Source organism: Campylobacter concisus, from assembly GCF_002914195.1.
GTDB lineage: Bacteria > Campylobacterota > Campylobacteria > Campylobacterales > Campylobacteraceae > Campylobacter_A > Campylobacter_A concisus_M.
In genome coordinates this window covers 97,986-111,387 of sequence record NZ_PPAU01000048.1, presented here as the reverse complement: position 1 = coordinate 111,387, position 13,402 = coordinate 97,986, and the positions used below count along the sequence as shown (strand labels likewise).

At 36.9% G+C, this 13,402-nt stretch carries 15 protein-coding genes; 10 read left to right on the top strand and 5 right to left on the bottom strand.

The features are described 5' to 3' along the window. Positions 1-95 precede the first annotated feature (95 nt). The 4 genes from CYP28_RS01515 to CYP28_RS01500 form a co-directional block, all read right to left on the bottom strand. Positions 96-725 carry an NAD(P)H-dependent oxidoreductase gene (locus CYP28_RS01515; protein ID WP_103592832.1) on the bottom strand — a complete coding sequence of 210 codons (630 nt, stop codon included), beginning with the start codon at positions 723-725 and terminating at the stop codon, positions 96-98. Positions 726-818: 93 nt separating this feature from the next. Then, positions 819-1,841: a selenide, water dikinase SelD gene (selD, locus tag CYP28_RS01510; RefSeq protein ID WP_196781186.1), complete on the bottom strand. Its 1,023-nt coding sequence runs from the start codon at positions 1,839-1,841 to the stop codon at positions 819-821. Beyond that, complete coding sequence (gene yedF, locus CYP28_RS01505; protein WP_103592831.1) at positions 1,838-2,437, bottom strand: sulfurtransferase-like selenium metabolism protein YedF; 600 nt, start codon at positions 2,435-2,437, stop codon at positions 1,838-1,840. Before yedF ends, selD begins: the two co-directional genes overlap by 4 nt. Before the next feature lie 151 nt (positions 2,438-2,588). Continuing rightward, positions 2,589-3,536, bottom strand: coding sequence for a formate dehydrogenase subunit gamma (locus tag CYP28_RS01500; protein ID WP_103592830.1), 948 nt, complete (start codon positions 3,534-3,536; stop codon positions 2,589-2,591). A 235-nt stretch (positions 3,537-3,771) separates the two neighbouring features. On the opposite strand from CYP28_RS01500, the gene CYP28_RS01495 reads away from it, so the two are divergent. Then, positions 3,772-4,368 (top strand): DJ-1/PfpI family protein, encoded by a 597-nt coding sequence (locus CYP28_RS01495; protein ID WP_103592829.1) that lies wholly within the window; start codon positions 3,772-3,774, stop codon positions 4,366-4,368. Between the two features lie 57 nt (positions 4,369-4,425). Here CYP28_RS01495 and nspC read toward each other — a convergent pair whose 3' ends face one another. Continuing rightward, entirely contained in the window at positions 4,426-5,565 is a 1,140-nt protein-coding gene (gene nspC, locus CYP28_RS01490; protein WP_103592828.1) for a carboxynorspermidine decarboxylase, read from the bottom strand. A gap of 83 nt (positions 5,566-5,648) precedes the next feature. Between nspC and CYP28_RS01485 the strand changes: the two genes are divergently transcribed. From CYP28_RS01485 to CYP28_RS01445, 9 genes are all read left to right on the top strand, one after another. Then, entirely contained in the window at positions 5,649-5,870 is a 222-nt protein-coding gene (locus CYP28_RS01485) for a MoaD/ThiS family protein (protein ID WP_087578320.1), read from the top strand. A 1-nt stretch (position 5,871) separates the two neighbouring features. Continuing rightward, positions 5,872-6,306, top strand: a complete 435-nt coding sequence (locus tag CYP28_RS01480) for a molybdopterin synthase catalytic subunit (protein ID WP_072593913.1) — start codon at positions 5,872-5,874, stop codon at positions 6,304-6,306. Between the two features lie 11 nt (positions 6,307-6,317). Next, positions 6,318-6,779 carry a molybdate transport repressor gene (locus CYP28_RS01475; RefSeq protein WP_087576576.1) on the top strand — a complete coding sequence of 154 codons (462 nt, stop codon included), beginning with the start codon at positions 6,318-6,320 and terminating at the stop codon, positions 6,777-6,779. 242 nt (positions 6,780-7,021) lie between these two features. After that, entirely contained in the window at positions 7,022-8,881 is a 1,860-nt protein-coding gene (locus CYP28_RS01470) for a TonB-dependent receptor domain-containing protein (protein ID WP_103592827.1), read from the top strand. A gap of 11 nt (positions 8,882-8,892) precedes the next feature. After that, the gene (locus CYP28_RS01465; protein ID WP_103592826.1) at positions 8,893-9,858 is read left to right on the top strand and encodes an ABC transporter substrate-binding protein; all 966 of its coding nucleotides are present in this window, start codon (positions 8,893-8,895) and stop codon (positions 9,856-9,858) included. Continuing rightward, the gene (locus CYP28_RS01460; RefSeq protein WP_103592825.1) at positions 9,855-10,652 is read left to right on the top strand and encodes an ABC transporter permease; all 798 of its coding nucleotides are present in this window, start codon (positions 9,855-9,857) and stop codon (positions 10,650-10,652) included. Before CYP28_RS01465 ends, CYP28_RS01460 begins: the two co-directional genes overlap by 4 nt. Continuing rightward, positions 10,652-11,341, top strand: coding sequence for an ABC transporter ATP-binding protein (locus CYP28_RS01455; protein ID WP_103592874.1), 690 nt, complete (start codon positions 10,652-10,654; stop codon positions 11,339-11,341). Before CYP28_RS01460 ends, CYP28_RS01455 begins: the two co-directional genes overlap by 1 nt. Next, positions 11,334-12,440 (top strand): NnrS family protein, encoded by a 1,107-nt coding sequence (locus tag CYP28_RS01450; protein ID WP_103592875.1) that lies wholly within the window; start codon positions 11,334-11,336, stop codon positions 12,438-12,440. The genes CYP28_RS01455 and CYP28_RS01450 overlap by 8 nt, the downstream gene beginning before the upstream one ends. Before the next feature lie 111 nt (positions 12,441-12,551). Further along, positions 12,552-13,097 (top strand): hypothetical protein, encoded by a 546-nt coding sequence (locus CYP28_RS01445; RefSeq protein ID WP_087585424.1) that lies wholly within the window; start codon positions 12,552-12,554, stop codon positions 13,095-13,097. Positions 13,098-13,402 lie beyond the last annotated feature (305 nt).

The window sequence follows — 13,402 nt, the reverse complement described above, 5'->3', positions numbered from 1 at the left end:
CTTGATTTGGGTTTATAAAGGTAAGTATTTATTTAGAATTTATTGATTTATTTAAAATTGAGCCAAAAATTTATTTAAAATTTGGCTCAAATATCTTAATAAATCCAAGTAATGATATCAGAAATTTCTCTGCGAAGTTTTTTTGGTTGTGGATTTAGGCGGTAGCCAAATGGCACCATAATAGCCACTCTTTGAAAGCTCTCATCAAGTCCCAAAAGTTCATTTAAAGCATGTCTATCAAAGCCTTCTATCGGGCAACTATCAATGCCTAAACTTGCAGCTGCATTCATCATATTTGTGGCAATTATCATGCATTGCTCATGTGACCACTGGAATGTTAGTTCATCATCATTTTTAAAATTTGCAAGCAAAAAGTCATGATAAAATTTTTGCCTTGCAGCAATTGCTTCAGGATCTTTATTAGTATTTCTAGCGATCATTTTATTAACGTATGTGCTTCCAAATTTTACCTCTTTGATCTTAGCTAAAACGACAACTAAATGTGAGCAAGATGTGATTTGTGCTTGATTCCATGAAAGAGCTTTTATTTTTTCTCTAAGCTCTTTATTTTGAACGACTAAGATATCCCACTGCTCAAGGCCAGTTGAACTAGGGCTTAACCTACCAGCCTCTAGTATAAAATCAAACTCTCCAGCACCGATTTTTTTGCTTTCGTCAAAAACCTTGCAAGCATGACGAAATTTTAAAATTTCAAGATAATTCATCATCTCTCCTTTATAGTTTTTGAAATTATAGAATGGTTAAGTAAATTAAAAGATTTCACTAACGCAATGAGATAGCATGCTATTTTTAAAAATTTATCTTAAAAAAATACCAAACTCGCTCTTTGACACCGCAGAGCCAACGATAGCTGAGTGCTCATAGCCTACTTCTTTTAAGCGTTTTACTGCAAGCATTGCATCCTTTTCACCAACTGCAAGCAAAAGCCCGCCTGAAGTTTGTGCATCAAATAGTAAAATGTCAGCTTCCTTGTCCACAAAATGCTTTGCAAATTCGCGGTTTTTATAGCTTCCTTCTGGAATGATACCCATATCGGCAAATTCCTTTGCGCTTGCAATGATTGGCACGTTTTTTTCATAAATTTCAAAACTGATCTTTTCATTTAGCATTTCGCTTAAATGCCCCAAAAAGCCAAATCCAGTCACATCAGTAGCGCCGTAGACTTTGATGCCATCAAGTGCTTTTAATGCATAAAAATTTAGCTGTGCCATGATAGTTGCAGCCTCTTTTATCTGCTCCATACTTAATAAATCAGCCTTTATTGCTGTGCTTAAAATGCCGCTTCCAAGGGGCTTTGTAAGTATCAAAATATTGCCATTTGTGGCTGTATTGTTTGCCCAAAATTTATCAGGGTGTACCCTTCCAGTGACACTAAGCCCATAATACATCTGCTGTGTCTCGATCGTATGCCCGCCAACGATGATTCCGCCACACTCTTTTACTTTATCGGCCCCACCTTGTAAAATTTCTCCTAAAATTTCAGGTTCCAAGTTGCAACTATCAAAGCCCACGATGTTTAGAGCATTTATCACCTCACCACCCATTGCAAAGACGTCGCTTAGGCTATTTGCAGCAGCGATTTGACCGTAAATAAAAGGATCATTTACCACAGGCGTTATAAAGTCAAGCGTTTGAACAAGTGCAAGATCACTTGAAATTTTAAAGATACTCGCATCCTCATTAGAATTGGTGCTTGAGAGCAGATTTGGATGAGATAAATTTAAACTACTAATCGTTTTGTTTAGACCCGACGGGTCAAGCTTAGCAGCTCAGCCAGCGGCTCTAACAAACTGCGTAAGCTTTTTGTCGTGATAGATCATAGTTTGATTTGCTCGTGAGTTGAGAGTATGTCGATGATCTCATAAGCGTTTGAAATTTCGCCAATTGCAAGATCGCTTACTAGCTTATAAGCCTCCAAGCAGCTTCCGCAGCTTAAAATTTTAACACCCGCAGCTTCAAGATCTTTAAGCGGCTTAAAGCTTGGGTGTGAGCGGTTTGTCGTCATCTTTACAGCGTTATTTACGCAGATTATTATCTTTGGTTTTTTCTCAACTTGAAGAAATGCTCCTAGGAATTTTGATAGTAAATTTATTCCCACTTCACCGCTTCCCGCACGCTCTTCATTCAGATAGAGTACTTTATTATTTTTTGGTGTTATGTCGCAGACAAACTCATCAAAATTTGTAAGCTCAAGCGCATTTTTGCCTTTTGTAGCTAAAATTTTAGTCTCGTTGCCATTGCTTTCGAGGCTAAAGTTTATATTTTGATTTTTTAAAAATCTTGAAATATTTTCTTTTGGGGCTAGTGCATTTACCAAAATTTCTAAGCTTTCACCTTCGCTTAAGCCATCAAGTGCATTTTTTGTCATTATGACTGGTTTTGGACACTCTAAATTTCTACAATCAATTGTTGTCATGATTTTTCCTTTTGCAATTAGTATTTCAAACCTTGAAACTAGTTTGGATTATAGCCAAAAAAATATTAATTATTTTAAAAATTTTAATGTATAAATTTGAGATAAAAGAGAGCTTTGGCCTCGCTTACTAGCAAGGTCAAAGTAAAGTTAATTATTTTAAATTTGTATAAGACTTTTCATAATCAGATACTGGAATTTTATTCTCTCTAACGAGCTCTTGATACCAGTAGTGATGAAGAACATAAACTTCTTCTTCCTCTTTATATCCAGTAATCATCGACCAAATAGCACCATGAATAGCAATAGCTGCCATATAAATATGAACTAAGAAAAATACTGCACATGCAATGCCAAGACAATTATGGATAATTACGCTGTATCTTAAAAGATCAATTTGTGTAAGACCAAACCAAGAAGCAACCGCTGGCTCTTTGAAGTCCGTAAAATACATAATCGCACCAGTAATTATCATAACGATACCACCAGGGATAGCGATCCAGTACCATGCTTTTTGACCAGCATTAAATTTACCAGCTGGAACAGGTCTCTTTTTCTTTGATAAATAGCCACCAACTATCATCATCCATCTGATGTCATAAATTGCTGGAAGCATTCTCTTTGTCCAGGTAAATAACATAGGAAGCACAGAAACAGCAAAGATCACAGTTGCTATATCGTGCAAGTATCTACAGAAACGCACAAATGTTCCACCGCCAAGCTCTGCACCCCACATAATGATGATACCAGTTGGCACTAAAATGATCCATGAGATCGCTGCCAAACCATGAGCTATACGTATGATCAATGAAAAAGCAAACACCTTTTTGCCATCATGACTAAAATGTTTTGGTCCAATGATTAAAAAGTGTAATGCAAATGCTCCAATAACAGCCAAAATGATAGAAAGTGCTGCTATTGCAAAATAATCATTACCTTGGATAAAAGTAAATATCGGACCCCAGCTATGCTCATAAGGCTTGATATTTTCTATCCTCTGTGCTGCCCAAATGGTGCTGTCAAATTGATTGACGCCAGTTGGTCCCTCAATGGCCATTGCCGCAACAGACAATGTAAAAAGTAGAGTAAGAATTCTCGTCATTTTATTCCTTTATTTGCATAAAACTTAATGATTTGAGCTTTTAGTTAAATATGCTAAAATCACATAGTTATGCTGTTTTAGCTGCTATTATATCAGAGCTAATCACAAGCAAACCTTAGCAAAAAAGATTACTAAAAATTTTATAAAAAACATTTAAGTTCTGTTAATTTTTAGCGTTTTTGATCTGAAAATTTAGCTAAAATAAAGCCAAATTTTAGTTAAAAAGGACTGTGCTATGGATCTTTTTTGCCTTATCTTTGATGACTATGAGACGCTTGATCTAATGGGGCCGGTGGAGTTTTTGGCAAGGGTGCCTGAAATTAACATTAATTATGTCTCGTTTGATGGTGGGATGAAAAGAAGCAAGCAAGGCTTTTTGATAAAAACAAAAAAACTTAACAAGATGCCAAAAGAGAGCATTTTGCTACTCCCTGGTGGTCAAGGCACAAGGGCACTTGTAAATGATAGTGAGTTTATTTTGAGACTTAAAGAGTGCGTTTTGGCATCCAAATTTTGCCTAAGCGTATGCACAGGTTCGGCGCTCATCGCTCGCACAGGAGAGCTTGACGGCTTAAGGGCTACTTCAAATAAAAGGTCACTTGAATGGGTGAAAAGTTGCGGCTTAGCGGTAAAGTGGCAAGAGCGCGCTAGGTGGGTGAGGACAGGTAAGTTCTACACAGCTTCAGGCGTAGCTGCTGGCATGGATATGGCGCTTGGCTTTATCAGTGATCATTTTGGCAAGGAGCTAGCCCAAAAGATCGCAAACGAGACTGAATACAACTGGCAAAAAAGCCCAAAGATAGATAAATTTGCCAAAATTTACGGATACTAATCCGTGTAGAAAAATTCTCAGTATTTAGTAGCCAAAAGCTAGCCAAAACACCAGTGATTAATTTCTGCGCCTATACTCTTCATATCCGAATTCGCGGATCATTTTAACTTCGCCATTTTCTTTCAAAAGTACTAAATCAGGCAGTTTTATGCCATTAAATGTCGTGTTTTTTACGATGGTGTAGTGAATTTGATCTTCAAATATGACTCGGTCGCCGATTTGTAGCTCACTATCAAATTTATATTCCGCATCGCCCGCTTCAAGTCCTACTATATCGCCAGCTAGGCAGGTATTACCGCCAAATCTATAAGCAAATTTGCCATTTTCACTCTCACCTCTAACGGCCGGACGATACGGCATAAGCACGGTATCAGGCATGTGCGCCTCGGCTGAGGTGTCAAGGATAGCGATATCTTTTTCGTTATGCATGATGTCAAGCACGCTGCTTATCAAAAAGCCAGTTTGCCAGCCAACTGCCTCGCCAGGCTCCAGATATACCTCTACGCCGTACTTCTCGCGAAAGCGCCTAACTATCTTTATAAGCAGCTCTACGTCGTAATCAGTCCTCGTGATGTGGTGGCCACCGCCCATATTTATCCATTTCATCTTTGGGATAAACTCGCCAAATTTCTCCTCAAATGCCTCTAGCACGGTCTGCAAGCTACTCGCACTCTCTTCGCAAAGCGCGTGAAAATGAAGCCCAGTGATGCCATCAAGAAGCTCAGGCTTAAAATTTGTTCTCGTGATGCCAAGCCTGCTAAATCTACTGCATGGGTTGTAGCTGTCAGTTGGGGCTAGCGAGACCTCTGGATTTACTCGCAGGCCGCAGATGATGCCATTTTGCAGGGCAATACCCTTGAATTTTTGCCACTGTGCAAAAGAGTTAAATGTAATGTGCTTTGAAATTTTTAAAATCTCATCAAAGTCCTCGTCTTTAAATGCTGGGCTATACGTGTGGATCTCGCCTTTTACGTATTCGCTTGCAAATTTTGCCTCATGAAGCCCACTGCAAGTCGAACCGTCAAGATAAGAGCCAACCATATCCATCACTCCGCTAAATGCAAAGCCCTTAAGTGCTACTAAAATTTTAGCTCCGCTTTGCTCTTTGACATATTTTAAAAGCTCTAAATTTTTACGTACTTTTGCCTCTTCGCAGACGTAGGCTGGGGTTTTTATACTCTTTAAAATTTCGTTCATTTTTGCTCGCTTTTTAAATTTTTAAATAAGTATATCTAAATTTATTTTTAAGTAAAATCAGCAAAAATCTCAAAGGATAAAACGTGATAGAGATCGAATTTCTTGGGCCTATCGGGCTTGAAAATATAAAAGTAGAAGCAAAAAATTTAGGCGAAGTAAAAGCGGCTTTGAGCCAGAAAGAAGAGCTTAAAAAATGGCTAAATATCTGTGCTGTGGCTGTAAATGACGAGATCGTAAGCGATATAAATTTTGCTCTTAAATCAGGTGATAAAATTTCTATTTTGCCACCAGTTTGTGGGGGCTAAGATGCAAATTTATAATGGAAGCTTAGATGTTCAAAGCATCACAAACGAGTGGTATGAACGCTTTAAGGATAAAAACTGCGGTGCGCTCATCACTTTTGTTGGAATCGTAAGAGAAGAAGGTGGTATTTCGGCGCTTAGCTTTGATATCTATGAGCCAATACTTAAAAAATGGCTAGATGCTTGGCAGGAGCGAGCCAAAAAAGAAAATGCCTACGTACTCTTTGCTCACTCAAAAGGCGATGTGGCCGTGCATACGAGCTCTTATGTTGCAGGCGTTGTGAGCCCTCAAAGAAAGGTTGCGCTAAGGCTAATTAATGAGTTTGTCGAGGACTTTAAGGCAAATGCGCCGATCTGGAAATATGACGTGATAAATGGCGAGAGAATTTATGCAAAAGAGCGCAGCCAAGCGATAAATGGTGCTGGAATTTTAGCTTAAAAGGAAAAATGATGATAACAAAAGAGAGTAAAAAAGATGTATTTTGGGCGCTAGCCTTTGGGCTTGGACTTTTTATATTTAGCATCATTGGCTACTTTTATCTAGCTCTTGGCACAGCGTCTCTCTTTGGCATCATCATTGGCGCTCTCTCAGCGTTCTTTTGTGTTAGAAAAATTTTTCAAAACAACTTTTTACGTATTGAAGATGATGGATTTATCATTACAAAAGGCTCAAAAAGTATAAAATTTTACTTTAAAGATATCGATGAGATCGCCATTAAAAGTTTTGGCGATAAGAAAAAAGTCGAAACTTTAAGCGTAAAATTTAAGAAAAACCGTCTTGATAGAGATGCTTGCTTTGGGTTAGTGCAACCACTAGGTGATGATTTGATCATCATTTTTGATAAATATGAACTCTCAAAATTTACCATTTCAAAAGAGCTAAGAGATAGGCTTAATAATTTTAGAGCATAATTAAATCAACCTATGATCTAAAAATTTTTATATAACAATTATCAAAATTTTATACATTTTTTCACATTAAATTTACACCATTTAGCTACTCTTGCAAAAATAAAATTAAGCATTTTATCTACAATAAGCTCGTAATTATGGATTAAAAATTTAAAAGATGACTTACATCAACTTTTATAAAGGGTTTTGCTACTACAATTCTGATAAAAGAAATCATAATTATATCTTTAAAAGGAGTTTACATGAGGCCCATTTTAAGCCTAGCAGTTCTTTCATCACTGCTTCTAGCAAATGAAGCAAATTTAGACATTATAAAGCCTATTAGAGAATTTGCTCCGCCGCCAGTCATCACGCCAAACGTTGCACAAAGTGCCTTTGTAGAAAATCAATTTGACCGCACTCAAAGAAACGAATATCCATTTGTTACAAATTTGCTTGATAACTCAGCTGATATGTTTCATATCTCAGCTGGAATGTATGGCAAAAGTTTTTACAATTCATCGCTTTTTAAATATCGTGGCGCAAATTTTTACACCATTTTAAATGCAAATTTCACCAAAGCAAATAATTATAAAGACGGAAGTGGCAAAAAATGGAACTATGGCTACAATAGACAAGGTCAAAGCGCTATCTTAGGTTTTGTGCCAAATGATCTTAGCGAGCTTAGGCTTACGTTTTTAAGGGATAATATTGATAAAGACAAGCAGCCAGAGCACGAGATGGACGCTTTTAAAACGACAAGAAAAGTCGGCAAGCTAAATATTCGCTTGGGTGAAGAAGATCTTTCAAATACGCTAAATTTTGAGCTTGCTACAAAAAAGGTTGAGCGAAAAGCTGATAATTTTCATCTAAGAGATACCACTCAAAATGTAAAAGTGGATTTAAAGAGGAATATATTTGAGGCAAATTTAAAGTATGACGCTGACTTTGCAAGCTTTCACAATCAAATAGGCGCTGACTTTGAAAAAGATAAACATGATGGCAAAAGATACCTAAAACGTGGCTCTACTTGGGTATTTAACGGATACAGATTTGCTGATGTTAGAAATGATAAATTTATGCTCTTTGATACACTTGCTTATAAATTTAATGAAGCAAACGAAGCCTCTCTTGCCTTAAAATATGAAGAGCAAAGAAGTAAATTAAATGGCATCGACACTAAATTTTTTGTGCAAAATCCGATGATCGCACCTAATACCACTCGTAAATTAGTTCGTCAAATTTATGGTGAAGACGTAAGCGATAAAATCAAAAAAGACGCTTTTAGTGCAAGTTTAAAATATAAATTTACACCAAACGACAAGGATAGCTACTTTGCAAAGCTTGAGAGTTTGTCTCGTCTGCCAAGTAATATGGAGCGTTTTAACGCACTTTATGGCGAAGGCGATAAAGGCTGGATAGCAAATCCAAATTTAGAGCCAGAAAGGCACAATAGAGCAGTTCTTGGCTTTAAATTTGGCAGTGAGTTTTACAAAGAATACCTAAACTCGCTTCAAAACAAAGATGCATTTAGCTTTGGAGGACATTTCATCGCTGATAGTGTTAAAAATTTGATCATTTTTGATAGACGCCACTCAAAGGCTGCGATGCCACTAATAAATAAAAATGCCGTCATCTCAAGAAACGTTGATGCAACGCTTTATAGTGTAAATTTCAATACAGAATATAGCTTTGCAAGGCACTTTGGCTTAAAAAGCTCACTTTACTACAACTACGGACAAAACAAAACCGATGGCAGACCACTTTATCAAATAAGGCCTTTTGAGGCAAATTTTGCATTTGACTACAAAGACTATGCAAGCTTTGGTAGCTACAACCTAGGCACCGCACTAAGGCTAGTTTCAAAGCAAACTAGAGGCGATTTTAGCAAGCAAAATGGTCTAGGTATCGACAAGAAAGAGGCCGCAAAAGGATTTGGCTTGCTCGATCTTTATGGCGGCGTAGAGTTTAAAAACAAAGTTGGCATAAGGTTTGGCGTAGCAAATTTATTTGACAAAGATTATGTGGAATTTATCAGTGGCGATCACGTAGCAGCACTTGATCCAGTAGTCGTTCATGCCCCTGGTAGGATATTTTTCATTAGCTTTCACAGCAGTTTTTAAAGGAGAAAAAGATGTTAGATAGAAGAAAATTTTTAGGACTTAGCACAGCTTTAGGCGTTAGCGCATTTGCACCAAATTTATTTGCAAAAGAGAGCTTTAATATGTGGGGCGCGCCAGCGATCCCAAGCGTTATCATGGCAGTTGCTGCGCTGCAAGGTGAGTTAAACAAAACTTACGATGTAAGCCTAAACATCTGGAAAACACCAGATCAGCTTCGTGCAGGCGTAGCTAGTGGGGATATTAAAGTCACGATGTCACCATCAAATGTCGCTGCAAATTTAAGAAATCAAGGTCTTGATTTTGCGATGCTAAATTTACTGACCCTTGGCGTTATGAACGCTATGGTTAAGGATGAAAAGATCAAAAATTTAGAAGATTTTGTAGGCAAAAAGCTTATCATGCCATTTAGAGGCGATATGCCTGATCTTGTCCTAAGAGCACTTTGCAAGAAGAGAGGCATAGACGTTAACAAGATAGACATCACCTACACAGCAACGCCGCCTGAGGCTCTGCTTTTATTTTTACAAAAAGATTTTGACATTTTAATAGTTCCACAACCTCTTGGCGAAGCGACTATTTTGCGCGGTAAAAAAGCAGGCGTTAGCGTGCATTACTCAGTTGATTTTCCAAAAATTTGGGGCGATAGCTTTGGTACAAAACCGATAATCCCAATGGCTGGCATTATCGTAGAAAGAGGCTTTTACGAGAAAAACTTAAATCTATTTGACACGCTTCATAGCGACCTTAAAAATGCACTTTCATGGATACTTGAGAACAAACAAAGTGCAGCAAAGATAGGCTCGAGCTACTTGCCAGCTCCAGAAGTGGCACTCGCAAATGCTTTTGATAAGGCAAATTTAACAGTAACAAAAGCAAATGAACTACAAAATGAGATCATGGCGTTTTTTGAAGAAATTTATCAGTTTAATCCAAAATTTCTAGGCGGCAAGATGCCAGATAAAGGTCTATTTTTATGATACTAATTGATGGCACCAAAAAAGATCGCTCAAGCTTTTTAAAAATAATTGACTATTTCTGGGGCGGATTTAGCGGATTTGCCATAGTTTTTTTGATCTTAGCCATTTGGCAAGTGGGAAGCGAGTTTAGCTCCCCACTCTTGCTTCCGCCACCAAAAGATGTATTTTTAAAAGCCTGTGAAATTTTAAAAGATTATAAAAACAGCGAGATAAATATAACGCTTTGCAGATCACTGATTGGAGTTTGCTCGGCAACATTTTTTGGTATATTTTTAGGGCTAATAGCAGGTAGTTTTAAAAGTTTTGCAGCCTTTTTAAAGCCTGTTATCACCTTGCTTTTGTCAATGCCACCAATTATTTGGATAGTACTTGCTATTTTTTGGTTTGGATTTGGAAATTTTAGCACCGTTTTTACTATCTTTATAACCGTTTTACCGCTTACTTTTGCAAGCTCAGCAGTTGCTATGAGTAGCGTAGATGAGGAGCTAAAAGAGATGTTTGACGCTTATAATTTAGGAATTTTAAAAAAGATAAGACACCTTTACATCCCGCATCTTACGAGCTACATAATAAGCTCTATTAGCGTAGCTGTCGCAATGGGCGTAAAGATAGTCATAATGGCTGAGCTACTTGGCGCAAATAACGGCATGGGAGCAAAGATAGCAAATGCAAGAGCGATGCTTGAAACAACCGAAGTGATGGCATACGTTCTTTTAAGCATCACTCTTATCATGCTCTTTGAATACCTCATCATCGAGCCACTAAAAATAGCTTTGATGCCTTGGAGAAGATGATGCTTGAGCTTAAAAATGTAGAGTATGAAATTTTAAGAGATAAGGTCGTAAGGAATTTTAGCCTAAATGTAAAAAGTGGCGAGGTGGTGACGCTTTTTGGACCATCAGGATGCGGAAAAACTACCATTTTGCGGCTTATTAGCGGACTAAATGAGCCCAGAAAAGGGGAAATTTTTAATAAATTTAAAAAGGTGACATATTTTTTTCAAGAAAATCGTCTGCTTACATGGAAAAATGCTCTTGAAAATGTGCTTTTAGTTATGGATAAACCGGACATTAACGCCGTTTTAGAGCTTTTTAAAAAGGTTGGATTAAGCCAAAAAGACATTTTAAAATACCCAAGCGAGCTAAGCGGTGGCATGAGACAAAGGGTCGCTTTCGTAAGAGCGGTCGTAACAAAACCTGATCTACTTTTGATGGATGAGCCTTTTTCTGGGCTTGATTATGATATGAAAGAAATTTTGATTGAGATTATCAGCCAAAGAGTAAGCGAAGGTATGAGTGTGGTTCTTGTCACACACGATAGAATGGAGGCTGTGAAAATGTCAAGTAGAATTTATTTCCTATCAAGTAAAGGTGCGGTCATACAAAGAGAACTTGAAATAGACAAAGATTTCAAAGAGCGCGATTTTACGTTTATTAGCAAGATGATAGATGAAAATTTCAAAGGGCAAATTTATTATGATTAATAACTTTTTTACTCATCCTATGAGGATATTTTTCTTAATGAGCGCCGCCTGTGCGGTGCTTGGTGCTAATGTGTTTTTTACTCCAACTGATTTTGTGAGTTTACATAAATTTATATTTTTGCAACTTTTTTTAGCCCTTGCTTATGCTGGATTTTTGCTAACTGGACTAACTGATTGGACAAATTTTCAAGCATCTCTAAAAATACATGCTTGTATATTATTTTCACTCTTTTTTACAAGCTTTATCTTGGCATTTTTTAGTCTATTTTTAGCGCACTGCTTTATCGCTCTTTTTTGGCTTTACTTGGTTTTGCTTTGCGTTTATATGATCTGGCGAGATAAAAACGATGATCAATTTGGCGTACTTGGCTTTTTGTTTGGCATTTTAAGCTTTGAAATTTATTATCTAGTAAGCGGCAATGAAAAATTTCTAAATTTACAAGTTTTTATCCACGTAATAGCTATCTTACTCATCTCATACCGCGTTAGTGTCGTACTTGGAAAAGAAGCATTAAAAAGAGAAAAAGGCATGGATGAAGCTGTTTTTGTGCCAAATTTTATCTATAAAAATATCGCTATTTGCTGCATTTGTGCTTTTTTGCTTTTAAATATATTTTTTGAAGCAAGCTTAGGTGTCTATTATGCCGCGATAGCTTGTGGAAGCGCGATACTTGCAAAGCTTAAAGAGTGGCACTATAAAGAGCTTTTTAGGCATAGTTTTGTGCTTTTATACTATTTTATGCAACTATTTTTAGCGGTTGGGTTTTTAGGTATCGGCTTTAGCGGCATTTTTGAACTCCATCTTGAAACAAATTTTATGCATCTAATAGCGATAAATGCAGTAGTTTTTAGTGTGATGCTTATATTTAATGTCGCAGGACTTCGTCACAGCGGGCAAGATCTTGAGTTTTTACGCCTTAGCAAAATTGCTTTTATTTTAGTTCTTTTAGCTGGAGTTAGCAGAGGAATTTTAGCTTATTTTTGGAGTGGCTTTTATATTCATTTACCAGCAACACTCATAGCAATCGCTTTTGTTTTTTGGCTCATAAATTTTTATGTGATCTTTAGGGATAACGATTTTAGCGATGATCCAGAGTAAAAAGATATTAAAAATTTATTCATTAATTAAAAAGAGTTTTTAAGTCTTTTTTGAAGTAAGTGGGTATATAATTTGCGATATTTATTATCAATATTATAAAAAGGATTCTTTATGAACAAACTTACTTCTGTTGCTTTAGCAGCTTCATTTTTTGCAGTTTCAGCTCTTGCATTTAGCGTAGAAGGTGAACCAAAGGTAACATTTACTGGCTATAAGCTAGCAAATAAGACAGCCGTACCAGGTACTTTTAAAACGATAAATTTTAAAAGTCAAGAAAATGCAAATTTTGCTGATTTTTTAAAGAGCTTTGAATTTAAGCTAGAGCCAAAAGATATCGATACAAAGCTGCCTGACCGCGATAAAAGGATTGGCATTATTTTCGATGGCAAGGCAGTAGATGGTAAGATCGTAGCAGTAAATGGCGACGATAAAGCTGGAGAAATGGATGTTGAGCTTAGCATAAATGGCAATTCAAAAATTTTTAAAACAAAATATGAAGTACAAAATGGCAAGCTAATGGCAAAATTTTCAGTTGATCTTGTAAATGATTTGAAGCTAAATGAAAGCTTTGATAAATTTGCCGCTGCCGCTAAACCATTTCATGGCGGAAAGAGCTATCCAGATGTAGATGTTGGCTTTGAAGCAGTGATAAAATAACTTTCAACTTCGGCGCCAGTAAGTTAGCTTGCGCCGAAGTTACCTCTTTATCCTAGTTTCTTATTCTGTGATACCGAAAAATCGAAAATGACGGATTTTTCATACAAAAACGCGGCAAGAATGCGAAATTTTATTTTAAAGATATCAACGAAATTGGCATCCCCGAGATAGACGCCAAGCGCAAAATTAGTGTTTCAAACATAAAATTTAAAAAAAGGCAGGCTAGCATATGGCCTCATGCAGCCTATCGGCGATGATAACGCCGTGATATACGACAAATACGAGCTCTCAAAGCATGAAATTTT

Bases quoted from the DNA above. Each gene is read 5' to 3' on its own strand.
- CYP28_RS01495 (WP_103592829.1), top strand. From the start codon at position 3,772: ATGGATCTTTTTTGCCTTATCTTTGATGACTATGAGACGCTTGATCTA.
- CYP28_RS01500 (WP_103592830.1), bottom strand. From the start codon at position 3,536: ATGACGAGAATTCTTACTCTACTTTTTACATTGTCTGTTGCGGCAATG.
- CYP28_RS01475 (WP_087576576.1), top strand. From the start codon at position 6,318: ATGATAACAAAAGAGAGTAAAAAAGATGTATTTTGGGCGCTAGCCTTT.
- nspC (WP_103592828.1), bottom strand. From the start codon at position 5,565: ATGAACGAAATTTTAAAGAGTATAAAAACCCCAGCCTACGTCTGCGAA.
- yedF (WP_103592831.1), bottom strand. From the start codon at position 2,437: ATGACAACAATTGATTGTAGAAATTTAGAGTGTCCAAAACCAGTCATA.
- CYP28_RS01450 (WP_103592875.1), top strand. From the start codon at position 11,334: ATGATTAATAACTTTTTTACTCATCCTATGAGGATATTTTTCTTAATG.
- CYP28_RS01460 (WP_103592825.1), top strand. From the start codon at position 9,855: ATGATACTAATTGATGGCACCAAAAAAGATCGCTCAAGCTTTTTAAAA.
- CYP28_RS01480 (WP_072593913.1), top strand. From the start codon at position 5,872: ATGCAAATTTATAATGGAAGCTTAGATGTTCAAAGCATCACAAACGAG.
- CYP28_RS01455 (WP_103592874.1), top strand. From the start codon at position 10,652: ATGCTTGAGCTTAAAAATGTAGAGTATGAAATTTTAAGAGATAAGGTC.
- CYP28_RS01445 (WP_087585424.1), top strand. From the start codon at position 12,552: ATGAACAAACTTACTTCTGTTGCTTTAGCAGCTTCATTTTTTGCAGTT.
- CYP28_RS01465 (WP_103592826.1), top strand. From the start codon at position 8,893: ATGTTAGATAGAAGAAAATTTTTAGGACTTAGCACAGCTTTAGGCGTT.
- CYP28_RS01470 (WP_103592827.1), top strand. From the start codon at position 7,022: ATGAGGCCCATTTTAAGCCTAGCAGTTCTTTCATCACTGCTTCTAGCA.
- CYP28_RS01515 (WP_103592832.1), bottom strand. From the start codon at position 725: ATGAATTATCTTGAAATTTTAAAATTTCGTCATGCTTGCAAGGTTTTT.